The organism is Actinomadura litoris (assembly GCF_009733595.1).
Classification (GTDB): domain Bacteria; phylum Actinomycetota; class Actinomycetes; order Streptosporangiales; family Streptosporangiaceae; genus Spirillospora; species Spirillospora litoris.
In genome coordinates this window covers 80,527-99,695 of sequence record NZ_WOFH01000019.1, presented here as the reverse complement: position 1 = coordinate 99,695, position 19,169 = coordinate 80,527, and the positions used below count along the sequence as shown (strand labels likewise).

The 19,169-nt window shown below is 72.7% G+C and carries 17 protein-coding genes; 6 read left to right on the top strand and 11 right to left on the bottom strand.

Annotated features, from left to right (window positions below; genetic code table 11):
* Positions 1 to 3 precede the first annotated feature (3 nt).
* The 3 genes from GNZ18_RS37510 (at position 4) to GNZ18_RS37500 (ending at position 2,038) form a co-directional block, all read left to right on the top strand.
* On the top strand, positions 4 to 648 hold the full coding sequence (locus GNZ18_RS37510) for a thioredoxin-like domain-containing protein (protein ID WP_156221756.1): 645 nt from the start codon (positions 4 to 6) through the stop codon (positions 646 to 648).
* A complete protein-coding gene (locus GNZ18_RS37505) occupies positions 645 to 1,280 on the top strand; it encodes a DUF305 domain-containing protein (RefSeq protein WP_312874967.1) in 636 nt (211 codons plus the stop codon). Before GNZ18_RS37510 ends, GNZ18_RS37505 begins: the two co-directional genes overlap by 4 nt.
* Before the next feature lie 107 nt (positions 1,281 to 1,387).
* Positions 1,388 to 2,038: a TIGR03086 family metal-binding protein gene (locus tag GNZ18_RS37500; protein WP_156221754.1), complete on the top strand. Its 651-nt coding sequence runs from the start codon at positions 1,388 to 1,390 to the stop codon at positions 2,036 to 2,038.
* A gap of 28 nt (positions 2,039 to 2,066) precedes the next feature.
* Here the strand turns inward: GNZ18_RS37500 and GNZ18_RS37495 are convergent, their stop codons facing one another.
* Together GNZ18_RS37495 and GNZ18_RS43915 are read right to left on the bottom strand one after the other, a co-directional pair.
* A complete protein-coding gene (locus GNZ18_RS37495) occupies positions 2,067 to 3,302 on the bottom strand; it encodes a DUF349 domain-containing protein (protein WP_312874966.1) in 1,236 nt (411 codons plus the stop codon).
* Between the two features lie 73 nt (positions 3,303 to 3,375).
* Positions 3,376 to 4,170 carry a peptidylprolyl isomerase gene (locus GNZ18_RS43915; RefSeq protein ID WP_214620946.1) on the bottom strand — a complete coding sequence of 265 codons (795 nt, stop codon included), beginning with the start codon at positions 4,168 to 4,170 and terminating at the stop codon, positions 3,376 to 3,378.
* Between the two features lie 241 nt (positions 4,171 to 4,411).
* Here GNZ18_RS43915 and GNZ18_RS37485 point away from each other — a divergent pair, with 241 nt between their 5' ends.
* The 3 genes from GNZ18_RS37485 to aspS are packed head-to-tail and all read left to right on the top strand — an operon-like array spanning position 4,412 to position 8,241.
* Entirely contained in the window at positions 4,412 to 5,140 is a 729-nt protein-coding gene (locus tag GNZ18_RS37485; protein ID WP_214620947.1) for an MBL fold metallo-hydrolase, read from the top strand.
* Between the two features lie 12 nt (positions 5,141 to 5,152).
* Positions 5,153 to 6,421 carry a histidine--tRNA ligase gene (gene hisS / locus GNZ18_RS37480; RefSeq protein WP_156221750.1) on the top strand — a complete coding sequence of 423 codons (1,269 nt, stop codon included), beginning with the start codon at positions 5,153 to 5,155 and terminating at the stop codon, positions 6,419 to 6,421.
* Positions 6,418 to 8,241, top strand: coding sequence for an aspartate--tRNA ligase (aspS, locus tag GNZ18_RS37475; RefSeq protein WP_156221748.1), 1,824 nt, complete (start codon positions 6,418 to 6,420; stop codon positions 8,239 to 8,241). Before hisS ends, aspS begins: the two co-directional genes overlap by 4 nt.
* A 78-nt stretch (positions 8,242 to 8,319) precedes the next feature.
* Here aspS and GNZ18_RS37470 read toward each other — a convergent pair whose 3' ends face one another.
* The 9 genes from GNZ18_RS37470 to GNZ18_RS37430 all read right to left on the bottom strand — a co-directional run bounded on the left by GNZ18_RS37470 (position 8,320) and on the right by GNZ18_RS37430 (position 19,139).
* A complete protein-coding gene (locus tag GNZ18_RS37470; RefSeq protein ID WP_173391006.1) occupies positions 8,320 to 10,494 on the bottom strand; it encodes a RelA/SpoT family protein in 2,175 nt (724 codons plus the stop codon).
* Between the two features lie 603 nt (positions 10,495 to 11,097).
* Positions 11,098 to 11,622, bottom strand: coding sequence for an adenine phosphoribosyltransferase (locus GNZ18_RS37465; RefSeq protein ID WP_214621002.1), 525 nt, complete (start codon positions 11,620 to 11,622; stop codon positions 11,098 to 11,100).
* Positions 11,623 to 11,768: 146 nt separating this feature from the next.
* Positions 11,769 to 12,914 carry a protein translocase subunit SecF gene (gene secF, locus GNZ18_RS37460; RefSeq protein ID WP_156221747.1) on the bottom strand — a complete coding sequence of 382 codons (1,146 nt, stop codon included), beginning with the start codon at positions 12,912 to 12,914 and terminating at the stop codon, positions 11,769 to 11,771.
* A 5-nt stretch (positions 12,915 to 12,919) separates the two neighbouring features.
* Positions 12,920 to 14,692, bottom strand: a complete 1,773-nt coding sequence (gene secD, locus GNZ18_RS37455) for a protein translocase subunit SecD (protein WP_156221746.1) — start codon at positions 14,690 to 14,692, stop codon at positions 12,920 to 12,922.
* Positions 14,693 to 14,792: 100 nt separating this feature from the next.
* A complete protein-coding gene (yajC, locus tag GNZ18_RS37450) occupies positions 14,793 to 15,437 on the bottom strand; it encodes a preprotein translocase subunit YajC (protein WP_246251157.1) in 645 nt (214 codons plus the stop codon).
* A gap of 177 nt (positions 15,438 to 15,614) precedes the next feature.
* Positions 15,615 to 16,679 (bottom strand): Holliday junction branch migration DNA helicase RuvB, encoded by a 1,065-nt coding sequence (gene ruvB / locus GNZ18_RS37445; RefSeq protein WP_156221745.1) that lies wholly within the window; start codon positions 16,677 to 16,679, stop codon positions 15,615 to 15,617.
* Positions 16,676 to 17,281, bottom strand: a complete 606-nt coding sequence (gene ruvA / locus GNZ18_RS37440; protein WP_214620950.1) for a Holliday junction branch migration protein RuvA — start codon at positions 17,279 to 17,281, stop codon at positions 16,676 to 16,678. The genes ruvB and ruvA overlap by 4 nt, the downstream gene beginning before the upstream one ends.
* Positions 17,278 to 17,880: a crossover junction endodeoxyribonuclease RuvC gene (gene ruvC / locus GNZ18_RS37435; protein WP_214621003.1), complete on the bottom strand. Its 603-nt coding sequence runs from the start codon at positions 17,878 to 17,880 to the stop codon at positions 17,278 to 17,280. The genes ruvA and ruvC overlap by 4 nt, the downstream gene beginning before the upstream one ends.
* 107 nt (positions 17,881 to 17,987) lie before the next feature.
* The gene (locus tag GNZ18_RS37430) at positions 17,988 to 19,139 is read right to left on the bottom strand and encodes a GNAT family N-acetyltransferase (protein WP_156221744.1); all 1,152 of its coding nucleotides are present in this window, start codon (positions 19,137 to 19,139) and stop codon (positions 17,988 to 17,990) included.
* Positions 19,140 to 19,169 lie beyond the last annotated feature (30 nt).

The following is a 19,169-nucleotide window of genomic DNA, read 5'->3' as shown; positions in this document are numbered from 1 at the left end:
GCCATGTCCAAGAGCAGTCGCAACAGGAACGCCAGGAACACCAGGAACACCAGCGCGAGAGGCTCCGGCGCCAGGAACAAGAACGTGCTGACCCAGCGGCAGGTGCCGTGGGGCGGCATCGCCTTCTTCACCGTGATCGGCCTGGTCGCGGTCGTCGCGATCACCTACGCGTTCATGCAGACCAGGTCGGCCTCGGCGGGGTCGGCGTCGATCTCCGGGCTCGTCCAGAAGGACGGCCTCGGCCGCGACCACACCACCGGCGCCGTCAAGTACGACGCCGAGCCGCCGATGGGCGGCGACCACGACCCCACGTGGCAGAACTGCGACGCGCACGTCTACGACCGGCCGCTGCGCAACGAGAACGCCGTCCACTCCCTGGAGCACGGCGCCGTGTGGATCACCTACCGCCCCGGCCTGCCCGCCGAGCAGCTCGACCGGCTCAAGGCCCGGGTCGCCTCCACCGACTACACGTTCCTGAGCCCCTACCCGTCCCTGGACGCCCCGCTCGCGCTCACCGCGTGGGGCCGCCAGGTCAAGCTCCAGGACGCGGGCGACGGGCGCGTGGACGCGTTCCTGCGCGCGTTCGTGAAGGGCCCGCAGACCCCGGAGCCCGGCGCCGCCTGCAACGGCGCCAAGGACGCCCCGTGAGCACGCCCGCCCCCGCGCGAGGACGGCGGGTCACCGTCGTCCTCGCGGCCCTCCTCGTGGCCGCCGCGCTCGCCACGCTGGCGATGACGCGCTCGGGCGGCCCGGGCGCGGACGGCCCCGAGGCGGGGTTCGCCCGGGACATGAGCACCCACCACGCGCAGGCGGTCCGGATGTCCTTCCTCGTCCGGGACCGCACGCGCGACCCCGCCGTCCGCCTGCTGGCCTACGACATCATCAACACCCAGTCGGCGCAGATCGGCATGATGACCGCCTGGCTGGACGAGTGGGGGGCGCCCAAGACCGACCCGGCGGGCCCGATGCGCTGGATGTCCGGCCATCCCGGCCACGGCGCGGCCTCCCCGGGCGGGACGGCTCCGGCGCGGATGCCGGGGATGGCGTCCCGGGAGCAGCTCGCGGAGCTGGAGAAGGCCGAGGGCCGGGACGCCGAGCTGCGCTTCCTGCGCCTGATGATCGCCCACCACCGCGGCGGCGTCGGCATGGCGGAGGCGGTCCTCGCCCGCACCGGCCGGGACCGCGTGCGGCGGCTGGCCCGCACGATGGTGGACGGCCAGAACGCGGAGATCACGCTGATGAACCGGATGCTCGCCGAGCGCGGCGGCGGCGCCACGTGAGGGCCGCCGAGCGGGGGCGCTCCCATGGCGGACCGGTCCGGAGGTGACCCCGGCCACCTTCGTGATATCGCTTGACAGCGTCCCCCGATCGCGGGTCACTGACGACCATGGCTCAGAACCTCAGCGGCTACCACCGGGCCCTCGACCTGTTCGAGGGCCTGGTGGCCGGCGTCCCCCGGGACGGCTGGGACGCCCCCTCACCCTGCGCCCGCTGGACGGCGCGGGACGTCGCGGGCCATGTCACCGGCGGCCAGCACCTGGTCCGCGCGCTGGCGTGCGGCGAGCCCGTCCCGGACGTCACCGCCGACCCGGCGCGGTTCGTCCCCGGCGATGTGCGGGCGGCGTGGGACGCGGCGCGCGAGGAGTGCGCGGCGGCCCTCACCCCGGAGGCGCTGAGACGCCCCGTCCCGGTGGGGGCGCTGGGCGAGCTGCCGCTGGGCGACTACCTCGGCGGCTACGTCCTGGAGCCGCTGGCGCACGCGTGGGACCTGGCCGTGGCCACCGGCCAGCCGTCCCGGCTGGACCCGGGCCTCGTCCACCACGCCTTCGCGACCGCCCACCTGATCGCGGCGCCGCTGCGGGCGGCCGGGCACCTGGCCCCGGCGCTGCCGGTCCCGCGCGGCGCGGACGAGCAGACACGCCTGCTGGCCTTCCTCGGCCGCGCCTCCGACGGACACGCCGACGGCCGCGGCTCCGACGGACATCCCGCCGGGCGCGCCTCCGACGGACACGCCGACGCGCGGACCTACCGGGCGTGACCGGCGCGGGTCAGGAGAACGGCGCGGGTCAGGAGAACTCGGCGAGCGTGCGCTCGGCCTCCTCCAGCCACGCGCGGCGGGCCGACAGCGCCTCCTCGGCGTCCTTGATGTCCTTGTCGCGCCCCGCGCCGCGGGCCTTGTCGAGGCGCTTCTCCAGCTGCTCGATGGAGCTGCGCAGCTGGTTGACGGTCGCCTCGGCGCGGGCGCGGGCCTCGGGGTTGGTGCGCCGCCACTCGTTCTCCTCGGCGGAGCGCACGGCCTCCTCGATCTTGCGGAGCCGCCCCTCCAGCCGGTCGCGCTGCTCGCGCGGCACCATCCCGGCGGCCTCCCAGCGCTCCTGGACGGTCCGCAGCGCCTGCCTGGCGGCACGAACGTCCCGGACGGGCAGCAGCCGCTCGGCCTCGGCGAGGATCTTCTCCTTCTCCTCGGCGTTGCCGCGGAACTCGGCGTCCCGCTCGGCGAACGCCGATCCGCGCGCCTGGAAGAAGGTGTCCTGGGCGCCCTTGAAGCGGGCCCACAGGTCCTCCTCGGCCTCGCGGGACGCGCGGCCCGCCATCTTCCAGCGGCGCATCAGGTCGCGGTAGGCGGCGGCGGTGTCGCCCCAGTCGGTGGACCCGGCCATCGCCTCGGCCTCGGCGACCAGCCGCTCCTTCTCGCGGCGGGCCTCCTCGCGCTGGTCGTCCAGCGTCGCGAAGTAGACCTTGCGGCGCTTGGTGAAGGCGTTGCGGGCGGCCGACAGCCGCTTCCACAGCGCGGTCTCGGTCGGCCGGTCGATGCGGTCGGCGGCCTTCCACTCCTCGACCAGCTTGCGCAGCCGCTCCCCGCCGTTCTTCCAGTGGGTCTCCTCGGCGGCGATCCGCTCGGCCTCGGCGACGATGCGCTCCTTGACCTCGCGGGCCTCGTGCCGGTGCTGCTCGCGCTGGGCCTTGACCTCCTCGCGGCGGCGCCCGACCTGCTCGGTCAGCCCGTCCAGCCGGCGCGCGAGGGCGCCGAGGTCGCCGACCGCGTGCGCGTCGACGACCGCCTCGCGCAGCCGCTCGATGCTCTGCTGCGCCTGCGCGGGCTGGAGGTCGGTGGTGCGGACGCGCTGCTCCAGCAGCCCGATCTCGGTGGCGAGCGCGTCGTACTTGCGCTTGAAGTAGGCGAGCGCCTCCTCCGGCGCGCCCGCCTGCCAGGACCCCACGACCCGCTCACCGTCCGACGTTCTCACGTAGACGGTGCCGTCCTCGTCCACCCGGCCCCAGGGATCGGTAGCGCTGGACACCCTTGCCTCCTGAATCGCAGGTCCGATCGAGCTCTCGGCCACCGGACCCTCCACACCTTAGTATCCCGTTCGGCTATTTCCCGACGATCGTTACGTCCTGGATCGTGACCTTCTCCTTGGGCGCGCCGTCGAAGCCGGGCTGACCCTTCTCCTGCTTGTTGTCCGCCACGCCCGCCTTCGCCGCCTTCTCCAGCACCTCGACACCCTTGGTGATCTTCCCGAACACGGTGTAGTCGGGCGGGAGCTGCGAATCGGCGTACACCATGAAGAACTGGCTGCCGTTGGTGTCGGGGCCGGAGTTCGCCATCGCGAGCGTCCCCTTGGGGTACTTCGCGCCGGTGGTGTTCTCGTTGGCGTACTGGTAGCCGGGCCCGCCGCGTCCGGTCCCCTTGGGGTCGCCGCACTGGAGCACGTTGAGGGAGCCCCCGCCGGTGATCCGGTGGCACGGGGTGTTGTCGAAGTAGTTCTTCTGCGCCAGGAACCCGAAGGAGTTCACCGTGCAGGGCGCCTTGGACGCGTCCAGCGACATGACGATGTCGCCCTGGCCGGTCTTGACGGTCGCCTGGACCATCCCCGTGTAGGCGGGGTTCCCGGGCGGCGTGCCGACCTTCTTGGAGTCGGCGGCCTGCGCGGCGTCGACCGCCTTGTAGGCGCAGCCCGAGGCCACGGGCGCGGGCTTGGCCTTGGGCTTGTCGTCGTCCTTCATGACCACGGCGGTCGCGGTGCCGCCGCCCGCGAGGACGACCACCCCCGCGACGGACCCTATGATCTTGACCCGGCGGGCCCTGGCGGCCTCGGCCTGCCGGCGCTGCTCCTGGCGCTCGTAGCGCTGCCGAGCGAGCTGCTTCTTGCGATCCTTCCCCGCCACGGGCCTGCCTCTCCACGGTGATCAGGTGAACGTGCAGCGCATAGTAGCGGTACCGCGCGCGGGGCGCCCCTCCCCCTGAACGAACATGGAGGAACCCTCCTGCTCTCCCCCCACGAGCCCGCCACGAGCCCGCACGGCAGGCTCCGCGACACGGCGGCCGCGGCATCTCGTTCGCGGTGGCCTCGGCCGCGCCGGTACCCTCGGACACGCCCATCCGAGATGGTTCGAAGGAAGGACGGCCGTGCTCGTCGCCGGGTTCCCCGCTGGATCGCTCGCCGCGAACTGCTACGTCGTGGCGCCCGCCGCGGGCGAGGAATGCGTCATCGTCGACCCGGGCCAGGACGCCGGGGGCGGGATCGAGGAGATCCTCCGCGAGCACCGGCTGAAGCCGGTCGCGGTGCTGATCACGCACGGCCATTTCGACCACGTCATGTCGGTCGCCCCCGTCTGCGGCGCCCGGGACGTCCCCGCCTACATCCATCCGGACGACCGGGCCCTGCTCAGCGACCCCGGCCGCGGGCTGAGCCTCGCCGCCGCCCAGCAGCTGCTCGGCGGCCTGGAGATGAGCGAGCCCGACGACGTGCGCGAGCTCACCGACGGGACGACGCTGGAGCTGGCGGGGCTGACCCTCACCGTCGACCACGCCCCCGGCCACTCCCCGGGCTCGGTGACGTTCCGGACGCCCGCGACCGCCGAGATCCCCGAGGTGATGTTCTCGGGCGACCTGCTGTTCGCCGGGTCGATCGGCCGCACCGACCTGCCCGGCGGGTCGGACGAGGAGATGACCGAGAGCCTGCGGCGGGTGTGCCTGGCGCGTCCCGACGACACCGCCGTCCTGCCCGGCCACGGCGTGCAGACCACAATCGGCCGCGAGCGGGCGACCAACCCCTACCTCACGCGGCTCGCGCCGGGCGGCGCTCCGGGTTCGCCGGGCGAGGCACCGCTGAACGCGCCCACCAAGGGAATCTGAGCCAAGAAGATCATGAGTTCGAGCTTTCAGGCCCCCAAGGGGGTCAGTGAATACGTCCCGCCGCGCGCGGACCTCTTCTACGCCATCCGGGAGGCGTTCGCCGAGCAGGCCCGCCTCGCCGGCTACGGCTACCTGGAGCTGGCCGTCTTCGAGGACACCAACCTGTTCCGGCGGGGCGTCGGCGAGTCGACCGACGTGGTGTCCAAGGAGATGTACACCTTCGAGGACCGCGGCGGCAGGTCGCTGACGCTGCGTCCGGAGTTCACCGCGACCGTGCTGCGCTCGGTCCTGGAGAACAACCTGCACAAGCAGGGCGCGCTGCCGGTCAAGGTGTGGACGAGCGGGCCCGCGTTCCGCGCCGAGCGCCCGCAGCAGGGCCGCTACCGGCAGTTCTACCAGCTCGACCTGGAGGCGATCGGCAGCGAGGACCCGCAGGTCGACGCCGAGACGATCGCGATCGCCGCGAACTGGTACCGCTCGCTCGGCCTGACGCGGGTGCGGCTGCTGCTGAACTCGCTCGGCTGCCGGGAGTGCCGCCCGGCCTACCGGGCCCTGCTCCAGGACTTCCTGCGCCGCCTCGACCTGGACGAGGCGACCCGCGCCCGCATCGAGATCAACCCGCTGCGCGTCCTGGACGACAAGCGCCCCCGGGTGCGCGAGCAGCTCGCGGGCGCGCCGCTGATGGCCGACCACCTGTGCGCGGCCTGCAAGGACCACCACGACCGCGTCCGCGGCCTGCTGGCCGACCTCGGCATCGGCTGGGAGGACACCCCCACCCTCGTCCGCGGCCTGGACTACTACACCCGCACCACCTACGAGTTCGACCACCCGATGCTCGGCGCGCAGTCGGGCATCGGCGGCGGCGGGCGCTACGACGGCCTGTCGGAGGACATCGGCGGCCCGCCGCTGCCCGGCATCGGGTTCGGCCTCGGCCTCGACCGGACCGTGCTCGCGCTGGAGGCCGAGGGCGCCGCGTTCGCCGCCAAGCCGCGCTGCGAGGTGTTCGGGGTGCCGCTCGGCGACGCGGCCGAGCGCGCGATGTTCGCGCTCGTGGCGGAACTGCGCGGCGCGGGCATCGCCGCCGACATGGCGTTCGGGGGCAAGCGGCTCAAGGGCGCGATGAAGGACGCGGACCGGTCGGGCGCCCGGTACGCCGTGATCCTCGGCGAGCGAGATATCTCGGACGGCGTCGCCCAGGTCAAGGATCTGACCGAGGGCGAGCAGACCGCCGTCCCCCTCGCCGACATCACCCCGACGTTGAAGGAAAGGCTTTCGAGATGATCCGCACGCACGAGGCGGGGACGCTCCGCAAGGAGCACGCCGGGCAGCAGGTCACGCTGGCCGGCTGGGTGGGCCGCCGCCGCGACCACGGCGGCGTCACGTTCATCGACCTGCGCGACGCGTCCGGCACCGCGCAGGTGGTGTTCCGCGAGGAGGGCGGCCCGGACGCCGCGGGGGCCGCCCCCGAGGGCGGCGCGGGGGCCGTGGTGAGCGGCGTCGCGCACGACCTGCGCGCCGAGTTCTGCGTCCGGGTCACCGGCGAGGTCCGGGTGCGGCCCGCCGGCAACGAGAACCCGGAGCTGCCCACCGGCGGCATCGAGGTCGCCGCCACCGAGATCGAGGTCCTGTCGGACTCGGCGCCGCTGCCGTTCCCGATCGAGGGCGACGTCAACGTCAACGAGGAGATCCGGCTCCGGTACCGCTACCTGGACCTGCGCCGCGACGCGGTCGCACGGACGATGCGGATCCGCTCGGAGGCGACCTTCATCACCCATGAGGTGATGCGCGAGCACGGCTTCGTCAACGTCGAGACCCCCACCCTCACCCGGTCCACGCCCGAGGGCGCCCGCGACTTCCTCGTGCCCGTCCGGCTCCGCCCGGGCCACTGGTACGCGCTGCCGCAGTCGCCGCAGCTGTTCAAGCAGCTCCTCATGGTCGCCGGGATGGAGCGCTACTACCAGATCGCGCGCTGCTACCGCGACGAGGACTTCCGCGCCGACCGGCAGCCCGAGTTCACCCAGATCGACATCGAGATGTCCTTCGCCGAGCAGGACGACGTCCTGCGGGTCGGCGAGGACCTCGTCGCCCGGCTCTGGAAGGACGTCGCGGGATACGAGATCCCCCGCCCGATCCCCCACATCACCTACGCCGACGCCATGGCCCGCTACGGCTCCGACAAGCCCGACCTGCGGTTCGGCAACGAGCTGACCGACCTGACCGAGTACTTCGCCGGCACCTCGTTCCGGGTGTTCCAGGCGCCCTACGTCGGCGCCGTGGTCATGCCGGGCGGCGCGTCCCAGACCCGCAAGGAGCTGGACGGCTGGCAGGACTGGGCGAAGGCGCGCGGCGCCCGCGGCCTCGCCTACGTGCTCGTCGGCGAGGACGGCACGCTCGGCGGCCCGGTCGCCAAGAACCTCTCCGACTCCGAGAAGTCAGGGCTCGCCGCCGCGACCGGCGCGGCCGCCGGCGACGCGATCTTCTTCGGCGCCGGCAAGCGGCACGCCACGCAGGAGCTGCTCGGCGCGGCCCGCCTGGAGATCGGCCGGCGCGGGAACCTGATCGACCAGTCGGCCTGGGAGTTCGTCTGGGTCGTGGACGCGCCGATCTTCGAGCCCGTCGAGGACGAGAAGGGCGAGCAGATCGGCTGGACGTCGGTCCACCACCCCTTCACCGCGCCCAAGCCGGAGTTCGCCGACTCCTTCGCGGACGACCCGGGCACCGCGCTCGCCGACGCCTACGACCTCGTCCTGAACGGCACGGAGATCGGCGGCGGGTCGCTGCGTATCCACCGCGCCGAGACGCAGCAGCAGGTGTTCGACGTGCTCGGGCTGTCCAAGCAGGAGGCCGAGTCGCAGTTCGGGCACCTGCTGGAGGCGTTCAAGTTCGGCCCGCCGCCGCACGGCGGCATCGCCTTCGGCTGGGACCGGACCGTCATGCTCCTCTCCCGCCAGGACACGATCCGCGACGTGATCGCCTTCCCCAAGGCGGCGTCCGGCACCGACCCGCTGACCGACGCGCCCACCACGATCACCGCGCGGCAGCGCGAGGAGGCGGGCGTGGACGTGGTCCCCGACGAGGACGAGGCCCAGGCCGAGGGCTAGGGACGGTTCAGGGCGACCGCTCAGCGCGGTCGCCCTGGAGGACCCGCCCCGGATCCGCCCCGGGGCCCGCCGCCGGTGTTACCGGGTGGCGCCGCTGGTCACCCGGTAGACGTCGTAGACGCCGTCTATCGACCGGACGGCCTTCAGGACATGGCCGAGGTGCTTCGGATCGCCCATCTCGAAGGTGAAGCGCGACACCGCGACCCGGTCGCGGGTGGTGGTGACCGACGCCGACAGGATGTTGACGTGCTGGTCGGACAGGACGCGCGTCACGTCCGACAGCAGCCGGGGGCGGTCGAGGGCCTCGACCTGGATCGCCACGAGGAAGACCGAGTCCTCGCCCGGGGACCACTTCACGTCGATCAGCCGGTCGGGCTGGGACTTCAGGCTCGCGATGTTCGAGCAGTCGGCGCGGTGCACCGACACGCCGTGCCCGCGCGTGACGAACCCGACGATGTCGTCGCCGGGGACGGGCGTGCAGCAGCGCGACAGCCGCACCCACACGTCGGGGTCGTCGGCGACGACGACACCCGGGTCGCCGGCGGGACGGTTCCGCTTGCGCCGCGTCGGGAAGGCGATCTCGGCGAGGTCCTCCTCGGCGCTCTCCACGCCGCCGAGGGCCTCCACGAGCCGCTGGACGACGGTCTGCGCGGACACGTGCCCCTCGCCGACCGCCGCGTACAGCGACGAGACGTCGGTGTAGCGCATGTCGCGGGCGAGGGCGAGCAGCGCCTCACCGGACATCATGCGCTGGAGCGGCATGTTCTGCTTGCGCATCGCGCGGGCGATGGAGTCCTTGCCGGACTCGATCGCGGTGTCGCGGCGCTCCTTGGAGAACCAGTGCTTGATCTTGTTGCGGGCGCGGGCGCTCTTGATGAAGCCCAGCCAGTCGCGGCTCGGGCCCGCGTCCTGCGACTTGGAGGTGAACACCTCGACGGTGTCGCCGTTGTCGAGGGTCGATTCGAGGGGGACGAGGCGGCCGTTGACGCGGGCGCCGATACATCGGTGCCCGACCTCGGTGTGGATCGCGTACGCGAAGTCGACCGGGGTCGCGCCCTGCGGGAGCGCGATCACGTCGCCCTTCGGGGTGAAGACGAAGACCTCCGACACCGACAGGTCGAACCGCAGCGACTCCAGGAACTCGGCGGGGTCGGCGGTCTCCTTCTGCCAGTCCAGGAGCTGGCGGAGCCACTGCATGTCGCCGGCCTTGCGGCCGCCGACCGTCTCCTCCTTGTACTTCCAGTGCGCGGCGACGCCGTACTCGGCGCGGCGGTGCATGCCCCAGGTGCGGATCTGGAGCTCGACGGGCTTGCCCTCGGGGCCGATGACCGTCGTGTGCAGCGACTGGTACATGTTGAACTTCGGCATCGCGATGTAGTCCTTGAACCGGCCGGGGACCGGGTTCCACCGCGCGTGGATCGAGCCGAGGGCGGCGTAGCAGTCGCGGACGCTGTCCACCAGGACCCGGATGCCGACCAGGTCGTAGATGTCGTCGAAGCTGACGTCCCGCGCGATCATCTTCTGGTAGATCGAGTAGTAGTGCTTGGGGCGCCCGGTGACGGTCGCCTTGATCCGCGCCTCGCGCAGGTCGGTCGAGACGTTCTCGATCACTTCCTGGAGGTAGACGTCGCGGCGGGGGGCGCGCTCGGACACCAGGCGGGCGATCTCGTCGAACCGCTTGGGGTACATCGTCGCGAACGCGAGGTCCTCCAGCTCCCACTTGAGGGTGTTCATGCCGAGGCGGTGCGCGAGCGGCGCGAACACCTCCAGCGTCTCGCGGGCCTTCTTCTCCTGCTTGTGCCGGGGCATGTAGCGCAGCGTGCGCATGTTGTGCAGCCGGTCACCGAGCTTGATCACCAGGACGCGGATGTCGCGCGACATCGCCACGACCATCTTGCGGACGGTCTCGGCCTCCGCCGCCTCGCCGTACTTGACCTTGTCGAGCTTGGTGACGCCGTCGACCAGCGCGGCGATCTCGTCGCCGAAGTCGGTGGCGAGCTCCTCCAGCGTGTAGGGGGTGTCCTCGACGGTGTCGTGCAGCAGCGCCGCGCACAGGGTCTCGGTGTTCATGCCGAGCTCGGCGAGGATCGTCGCGACCGCGAGCGGGTGGGTGATGTAGGGGTCGCCGCTCTTGCGCTTCTGGTGCCGGTGGTAGTGCGCGGCGACGTCGTAGGCGCGCTCGATCAGCCGGAGGTCCGCCTTCGGATGGGTGTTGCGGACCGTCTTGATGAGTGGTTCGAGTACCGGGTTCATAGTGGGACCGCGCTGGGCGCCCAGCCTGGCGAGCCTGCGGCGCACCCGGGCGGCGGACGGCGGGATGGTGGTGGACGTGGCGGACGGGCCCCCGCCGGCGGGGCCGTCGGCGGTGGCGGCGCTCCCGGGCGTCGCGGCGGGCCCTGCGGGCCGGTCGGACGGTGCTCTCTCGGGAGCCCTCTCGGAGGCCGCCGTGCCCGGCGGCGGCGTGCTGTCGGACGCCGCCCTGCCGGCGGAGGACCGGTCGGACGATGTCGCGGCGGCCGGTAGGGCGGGCGGGCCCGGGGGCGACGCCCCCGCGGGCGGGGAGCCCGCGGATGGCGACCGGGCGGGCGGCGACTGGGCGGATGGCCTGGCGGGCGGTCTGGCCGGCGGCATGGCGGAGGGCGGCGTTCCCGCCGCCTCGGCGGTCTCGTCCACGGCGCCGCCCCGGTCCGGGCGGGACTCGGCCGCGAGATCCACCGCGGCGTCGGTCACCGCGTCGGTCGATACCACCTCACCTGGCACTCAGCCTCCCTGGTCAGAGCGGGCCCGGTGCGCCGACCGGTCCCGCGGGCCGCGACCGGCCCGGATCTCGCCAGTGTATCCGGCCCCTTTTTGGTGCTAGACCGTAACCAGCGAATGGACGTCCACATTCCCGAGCCTCTGGCGTCCCTGGAGGAACGAAAGCTCGATCAGGACGCTGATCCCGGCGACCTCCCCGCCGCCTCGGCGGACGAGATCGACGGCCGCCCTGGCCGTCCCACCGGTGGCCAGCACGTCGTCGACGATCAGCACCCGGTCGCCGGGGCCGAAGGCGTCGACGTGCATCTCGATCGTCTCGGTCCCGTATTCGAGATCATAGGTCTCCTCGTGGGTCCGCGAGGGCAGCTTTCCCTTTTTGCGCACCGGAACGAAGCCCGCGCCGAAGTGGTAGGCGACGGGCGCGGCGATGATGAAGCCGCGCGCCTCGATCCCGACGATCTTGTCGATGGTGCCGCGGCCGTGGTGGTTGACGATCGCGTCGACCACGCCCGCGAACGCGACATGGTCGGCCAGCAGCGGGGTGATGTCCTTGAAGAGCACACCCGGCTTCGGATAGTCGTCCACGTCGCGGATCCGCTCCTGGATCAGCTTGTCGAGGTCCACGCTCGTCTCCCTGCGCTCGGTACCGCCGTGCTGGATGCCGCTGGTCCCCTTGAGGATGGACTCCACCGCTCAAGGAACGGCCGTGCGCGCGTCCCCTCCCGGTCGGGAGGGGCGCGGCACGGCCGCCGGTGTCTATCCGATCTTCGCTACTTGCCTCGGCGCTGCTGGCGGCTGCCGCGTTTGGGCTGCTGGCGCGGCCCCTGCTGCACCACCTTGCGGACGGTCACGCTCGCCTTCACGTCCTCGGCGCCGCCGTCGTCGTCATCGTCGTCGGCATCCTCGTCGGAGGACCCCGTCGCCCGCGTGACCTTGGCGGCCTTGGCCTGCCGCTTCGCGCTGTGCTCGCGGCGCGCGATGTTGGCGCGGATCTGCTTGTACTTCGGCTCGCGCTCCTTGAGCTGGACGAGCAGCGGCGTCGCCACGCACAGCGAGGAGTACGTACCGATGATCATGCCGACGAACAGGGCGAGCGACAGGTCCTTCAGCGTTCCCGCGCCGAACAGCGTGGTGCCGATGAACAGGATCGCCCCGACCGGCAGGATCGCGACCAGCGAGGTGTTCAGCGAGCGGACGAGGGTGCTGCTGAGCGCCTGGTTCGCCGCCTCGCTGTAGGTCGTCCTGGAGGCCGCCGTGAGCGGTTTGGTGACCTCCTTGATCATGTCGAAGACGACCACCGCGTCGTACAGCGAGTACCCGAGGATCGTCAGGAAGCCCAGCAGGGTCGCGGGGGTGACCTCGAAGCCCGACCAGGCGTAGACGCCCGCCGTGATCACCAGGTCGTGGACGAGCGCGACCACCGCGGCCAGCGCCATCCGCCACTCGAACGCCACCGACAGGTAGCCGATGATCAAGATCATGAAGACGACCAGCGCCTGCCAGGCCTTCTTCTGGATCTCACCGCCCCACGAGGCGCCGACGACCTGGGTGCTGACCTTGCTCTCCGGCACGTCCAGCCGCTGGGTGACGCTCTTCTTGACCTCGGTGACCTGCGCGGAGGACAGGCTCTCGGTGGTCACCCGCCAGTCGCCGCCGGCCTTCTGCACGATCGCCTGGTGGGCGCCGCCGCCGGTGACGGCGCCGCGCACGTCCTCGATCGAGTGGCCGGAGGCCTTGAAGGTGAAGACCGAGCCGCCCTTGAACTCCACGCCGATGTTGAGGCCCTGGACGAGCAGGCCCGCGATCGACAGCACGAGCAGGAACCCGGAGATCGAGTACCAGATCTTCGGCTTTCCGACGATGTCGGCGCTGATCTCGCCCCGGTAGATCCGGGAGATCGCCGCACGCAGCCCCATTTCGCTCAGACCTCCTGGCTCGTCGTGCGCGCGGCCTTGGTGGCCGCCGCGTTCTGCGCGGACTTGCGCAGCCGCTTGGCGTCCAACCCGGACAGCGGATGGCCGCGGCCGAAGAAGTCGGTGCGCGACAGCAGCGCCACCATCGGCTTGGTGAAGAAGAACACCACGACGACGTCGATCAGCGTCGTGAGACCCATCGCGAACGCGAAGCCCCGCACGCCGCCGACGGCGAGGAAGTACAGGACCAGCGCGGCGAGGAAGGTGACGGCGTCGGCGACCAGGATGGTGCGCCGGGCCCGCTTCCACGCGTTCTCCACCGACGAGCGCAGCTTGCGGCCGGCGCGCAGTTCGTCGCGCAATCGCTCGAAGTAGACGATGAACGAGTCGGCGGTGATGCCGATGGAGACGATCAGGCCGATGATGTGCGGCAGCGAGAGCCGGAAGCCCATGCCCTCACCGAGGATCACCACCGAGATGTAGGTGATCGCCGAGGCCACCACGAGGCTGGACACGGCCACCAGGCCGAGGCCCCGGTAGTAGAGCATGCAGTACAGCACCACCAGGCCGAGGCCGATCGCGCCGGCGATCAGGCCGCCCTCCAGCTGGTCGGCGCCGAGCGTGGAGGACACCTCGTCGATGGAGCTCTGCGTGAACTCCAGCGGCAGCGCGCCGTACTTGAGCACGTTGGCGAGGTCGGTGGCGTACTGGCGGTTGAAGCTGTCGGGCGGGCCGTCGATGCTGGCGGTGCCGCCGTTGATCGCGCCCCGGTTGATGCTGGGCGCCGAGACGACCTGGCCGTCCAGGACGATCGCGATCTGCGCCTGCGGGGAGCTGGGGTTCTGCTGGTAGGCGCGGTAGGCCTCGGTGGTCACCTGGCCGAACTGGCGGCCGCCCTTGCCATCGAACTTCAGCGAGACCGACCAGCTCGCCTGGCCCTGCTGGGAGTCCGGCGGCATCGCGTTGGCGCCGTCGACGTTCTCGCCGAGGACCCGCACCGGCCCGAGGATGTACTTGGTGACCTGGCCGTTCTCTTCCTTCTGGTCACAGGCGGCGACCCACTTGCGGTTCGGGTCGTTGGACCCGGGCGCCCGCCGGTCGCCGGTGTAGCAGTTGAGGGCCTCGAACTGCTTGATGACGTTCTTGTCGTCGATGCCCGTGTAGTCCTGCTGGGGCTGCTGCGGCTGCTGGGGCTGCTGCGGAATGCCCGACGGGACGCCCGTCGGCGTCCCCGAGGGAGTGCCGGACGGGGTGGCCGAGCCGGACGGATTCGGGGTGGGCGCGGTGAGCGCACCCGACAGCGCCCGCCCCCGCGGGGTGGCGGACGCCGAGCCGGACGGCGAGGCCGAGGCCGACGCGGACGGCGAGGGGCTGGCCTTGTCGTCCTTCTTCTTGCCGTCGTCCTTGCCCGACGGGCTCGCCGAGGGCGCGGGCGAGGCGGGCGCCCCGGTGGTCGGCTTGCCGTCGGCGATCGCGAAGGCCTGCCGGAACTGGAGCTTGGCCGTCGTCCCGATCAGCGAGACGACGCGCCCCTGGCCCTCGCCGGGCACGTTCACGACGATGTTGTTGTTGCCCTGCTTGGCGACCTCCGCGTCGGAGACGCCCAGGCCGTTGACGCGCTGCGTCATGATCTTGACGGCCTGGTTCATCTGCGAGGACGGGGGATTCTTCCCCGACTCGGTCTTGGCCGTGAGGGTGACGGTGGTCCCGCCCGCGAGGTCCAGTCCCAGCTTGGGCGTGGTCCGCCCCTGCAGGACGGCCACGCAGGCCAGCACCACCATGATCGCGAAGAGCGCTAGGAGCGTGCGCCCTGGCTTGGGAACATTGCTAGGCGGAGCCACTGGTCGTTTTTCCCGTCTTGTATCGGTGCCGGAGGGGGCGTCAGGCCGTGGGCTTCTCCGCGGCCTTCGCCTTCACGCGCACCCTCGACCTGGACCCGGACTTGGCGGCCGGGGCATCGGTGTCCGCGACGTCCGCGGCCGTCGCCCCCGCCCCTTCGGCGACCTCGACGGACTCGGCGCCCTTGGAGCGCCCCGAGCCCTTGGCGTCGTCGTCGTCGCCGTCCTCGTCCGCGGTGTCATCGGCGGAGGCGGTCTCGTCGGCGGCGTCCGTGTCGTCGGACTTGTCGGCCGCACCGGACTTGGTCAGCTCGACACGCCCCGCGTCCTCGGCCTCGTCCTGGTCGTCGTCGTCCTCGTCGAGCTCGTCGTCGAGGTCCTCGGGCTCGTCGTTCTTGAGGACCTGCATGACGGCCTGCTTGAGGAAGCGGACCTCGACGCCGGGGGCGATCTCCAGGAGAAGACCGTCGTCGTCGACCTCCACGACCGTGGCGCGCATGCCGCTGGTCGTCAGCACCGTGGCGCCGGGTTCCATGCGGGCCTGCATCTGCGCCTGCTCCTTGCGGCGCCGGCTCTGCGGCCGGATCAGCAAGAAGTAGAAGACCAGGGGTACGGCGAGGAGCAGCAGCAGGTTGAAACCCCCGCCGCCGCCCGAACCCGCCGCGATAATCATGTCGCTGCCGCCCATTACTGGGGCATCCTTCCGATGTGGTTTGCCCAGCCTGTGACCGAAGCGGTCACTCCCGCGAAACCGTCGGCTGGGGACGGTGAACCAAGTCCCGGAGTCTAGAGAGTACGCGAGACCCCGGCAACGACGTGACGATCGGTCACGCCGGGAAGTTCCCAAGCCGTTATCCGATGATCACTACTCCGTGCCTTCGGCGTCCCCGTCCACGTCGAAGAGCGTGCCGGTCAGCGGCGCGGCGGGCGGCGGCGTGAGGCCGAGGTGGGCCCAGGCGGCGCCGGTGGCGACGCGGCCGCGCGGCGTGCGGGCGAGCAGCCCCTGCCGGACGAGGAAGGGCTCGGCGACGACCTCGACGGTCTCGGGCTCCTCCCCCACCGACACCGCGAGCGTCGACAGCCCCACCGGCCCCCCGCCGAACTTGCGCAGCAGCGACCCGAGGACGGCGCGGTCGAGCCGGTCGAGGCCCCGCTCGTCCACCTCGTAGAGCTTCAGCGCGACCCGGGCCAGCTCCCGGTCGATCACGCCGTCGGCGCGGACCTCGGCGTAGTCGCGGACGCGGCGCAGCAGCCGGTTGGCGATCCGGGGCGTGCCCCGGGACCGCCCGGCGATCTCGGCGGCGCCGTCGTCGGTGATCTCCACGTCCAGCAGCCGGGCCGACCTGCGGACGATCACCTCCAGCTCGGCGGGGCCGTAGAAGTCCATGTGCGCGACGAACCCGAACCGGTCGCGCAGCGGGCCGGGCAGCATCCCGGCCCGGGTCGTGGCCCCCACCAGCGTGAACGGCGCGATGTCGAGCGGGATGGCGGTCGCGCCCGGGCCCTTGCCGACGACGACGTCGACCCGGAAGTCCTCCATCGCCATGTAGAGCATCTCCTCGGCGGGCCGCGCCAGCCGGTGGATCTCGTCCAGGAACAGCACCTCGCCCTCGGCGAGCGTGGACAGGACCGCCGCGAGGTCCCCCGCCCGCTCGATCGCGGGCCCGGAGGAGATCCGCAGCGGCTGCCCCAGCTCCGCGGCGATGATCATGGCGAGGGTGGTCTTGCCGAGGCCGGGGCCGCCCGACAGCAGGACGTGGTCGGGGGTGCGGCCGCGCCGCAGGGCGCCGTGCAGGACGAGCGAGAGCTGCTCGCGGACCCGCTCCTGCCCGACGAAGTCGTCGAGCTTCTTCGGCCGCAGCGCCGCCTCGATCACCTGCTCGTCGACGTTCTCGGCGTCCGCGGAGACGAGCCGCTCCTCCTCGCTCATCCGCTGAGCTTCCGCAGCGCGGACTTGAGCAGGGCGGCGACCGGGGGCGTCTCGCCGCCGTCCAGGTCGGCTGCGACGGCCTCCACGGCGGCGTCGGCGTCCTTGGCCGACCAGCCGAGGTTGATCAGCCCGGCCTGCACCTGGGCGCGCCACGCCTGGGCGGGGCCCGCCGCGCGGGTGGCGGGCGCGCCGTCCCCGACGGGGCCGCCGAGCCGGTCCTTCAGTTCCAGGACGATGCGCTGGGCCCCCTTCTTCCCGATCCCCGGGACGCGCGTGAGCGCGGCCAGGTCCTCGGCGGCCACGGCGTGCCGCAGCGCGTCGGGGGTGTGGACGGCGAGCATCGCCAGCGCCAGCCGGGGGCCGACCCCGCTGGCGGTCTGGAGCAGCTCGAACACCGTGCGCTCGTCGTCGTCGGCGAACCCGAACAGCGTGAGGGAGTCCTCCCGGACGACCAGGGACGTGGGCACCCGGGCCTGGTCGCCGACCCGCAGGCCGGCCAGGGTGGCGGGGGTGCACTGCACCGCGTACCCGACGCCCCGCACGTCGATCACCGCCCCGTCGGGCCCGGCGGCGGCCACCTGGCCGCTGACGAAGGCGATCACTGGCTGGTTCCTCCTCTGGTCGGGGCGGTCCGGACCGCCGGGGCCGTCCGAGCGGCGAGCCGCTCACGTTCGGCGCGCGCCGCGTCCTCGATCCGGCTCCGCTGCTCGCGCGCGAGCCGCTGCTGGGCGCCGCCGCGCCACACGTGGCAGATGGCGAGCGCCAGCGCGTCGGCGGCGTCGGCGGGCCTGGGGGCCGTCTCCAGGTTCAGCAGGCGCGTCACCATCCGGGTCACCTGCGCCTTGTCGGCGCGGCCGTTGCCGGTGACGGCGGCCTTGGCCTCGCTCGGGGTGTGCAGCGCGACCGGCAGCCCGCGGCGGGCGGCGGCGAGCATGGCGATCCCGGCGGCCTGGGCCGTGCCCATCACGGTGCGGACGTTGTGCTGGGAGAACACGCGCTCGACGGCGACGGCCTCGGGGGCCAGCTCGTCCATCAGCGCCTCGACGCCGCGCTCGATGCCGAGCAGCCGGAGGGCGTGGTCCTCGCCCGGATCGGTGCGGACGACCGACACGTGCACCAGATGGAGCCGCCGCCCCGGGGCGCCCTCGACGACGCCCACCCCGCACCGGGTGAGCCCGGGGTCCACCCCCATCACCCGCACGGCCACTCCTTCGATCATCTGTTCGGCCGAACACGCTACCAAGCCAGCATCCCACCCGTTCAGCGGCGGCGGACGTGTCGCGGAAGTAATCCGCTTCCGGAAGGCCCTCAGAAGTAGTCCAGGGAGAAGGGGGCGGCGGCGAAGGGCGCCGTGAGCGCGCTCGCGTTGCCGCCCCGGAGCAGCCCGGAGCGGCGCAGGGTGGCGACCGGGACGCCCGCGTAGAGCGCGGCGAGGCCCCGCGGCCCGAGCCGGACGGCGTCCGGGTGTTCGGCGGAGCGTTCCAGCCGGCCGCGCCCGTCCGCGACCTCGAACAGCCAGTGGCCGGAGTTCGACGGGCGCTGCGGATCGTCGACCAGCAGGGGCACCCGGGCGCCCACCCCGGCCGGGTAGCCGCGCGCCTCGATCGCGGCGGGCGCGTCGACCACGCGCAGCATCCACTGGTTGCGGCGGACGTGGTCGACCTCGCGCTCGGCGGGCAGCCACAGCGCCGCGTCCATGGGTCCGACGCACGCGTGGACGGTGGGCGCGACCGACGACCCGGACCCCACGATCGCCCACAGCGCCCGCAGGGTGCGCTCCGACGCCGCGACGAGCCGGACGACCTCCAGCGCCGTCTTGCCGCCCGTCCAGCGGTAGGTGAGGAACCCGTCGTCGGCCAGGTAGGAGAAGTCGTTCTCCTCGGCGAGTTGGACGCGCCAGTCCGCGTCCGCCCATCCGACCGGACCGCAGTCGCCCGCGCCCCGGTGGACGCGGCGGATGACGGCCGCGACCTCGGCGGCGTCCTCCGGCCCGGCGCGGCGGACCGGGACGCGCTCGGCCGCGATCCCCCGCAGCGCCTCGGCCGAAAAGTCGATCTTGTGCTGGGCGCCCGCGTGCTCCCAGCCGAGCGAGCGGTACAGCCGCGTCGTCGCCGGATACAGCATGGACAGCGGGTGCCCGAGCGCCGCGCAGCGCTCCAGCAGGTCGGCCATCAGCGCGCGGCCGAGCCCGCGGCCGCGCTCCTCGGGCGCGACCGCGACGCCGCCGACGCCCGCCAGCGACACCGCCCGCCCGTGCCACCACTGCGTCATGTCGTGCAGCCGTCCGGCGGCGACGACGCGTCCGCCGTCGAAGCCCGCGAACTGCCGCCCGGCGGCGAGCGTGGCGGCGTTGTAGCGCAGCGACCGCTCCCACTCCGCGTCCGAGTAGGGCCCGAAGGCGCGGGCCCGGACGTCGCGGGCGGCCTCGGGCTCATCGGGTGCGAGGGCGCGGATCTCCATGATCCAGACCGTACCCGCCGCCGGTGACCG

Excerpts from the sequence above, each read along its gene's own strand:
- GNZ18_RS37510 (WP_156221756.1), top strand. The coding sequence starts at position 4 with ATGTCCAAGAGCAGTCGCAACAGGAACGCCAGGAACACCAGGAACACC.
- GNZ18_RS37500 (WP_156221754.1), top strand. The coding sequence starts at position 1,388 with ATGGCTCAGAACCTCAGCGGCTACCACCGGGCCCTCGACCTGTTCGAG.
- hisS (WP_156221750.1), top strand. The coding sequence starts at position 5,153 with ATGAGTTCGAGCTTTCAGGCCCCCAAGGGGGTCAGTGAATACGTCCCG.
- aspS (WP_156221748.1), top strand. The coding sequence starts at position 6,418 with ATGATCCGCACGCACGAGGCGGGGACGCTCCGCAAGGAGCACGCCGGG.
- GNZ18_RS37470 (WP_173391006.1), bottom strand. The coding sequence starts at position 10,494 with ATGAACCCGGTACTCGAACCACTCATCAAGACGGTCCGCAACACCCAT.
- secF (WP_156221747.1), bottom strand. The coding sequence starts at position 12,914 with ATGGGGCTGCGTGCGGCGATCTCCCGGATCTACCGGGGCGAGATCAGC.
- secD (WP_156221746.1), bottom strand. The coding sequence starts at position 14,692 with ATGGTGGTGCTGGCCTGCGTGGCCGTCCTGCAGGGGCGGACCACGCCC.
- yajC (WP_246251157.1), bottom strand. The coding sequence starts at position 15,437 with ATGGGCGGCAGCGACATGATTATCGCGGCGGGTTCGGGCGGCGGCGGG.
- ruvB (WP_156221745.1), bottom strand. The coding sequence starts at position 16,679 with ATGAGCGAGGAGGAGCGGCTCGTCTCCGCGGACGCCGAGAACGTCGAC.
- GNZ18_RS37430 (WP_156221744.1), bottom strand. The coding sequence starts at position 19,139 with ATGGAGATCCGCGCCCTCGCACCCGATGAGCCCGAGGCCGCCCGCGAC.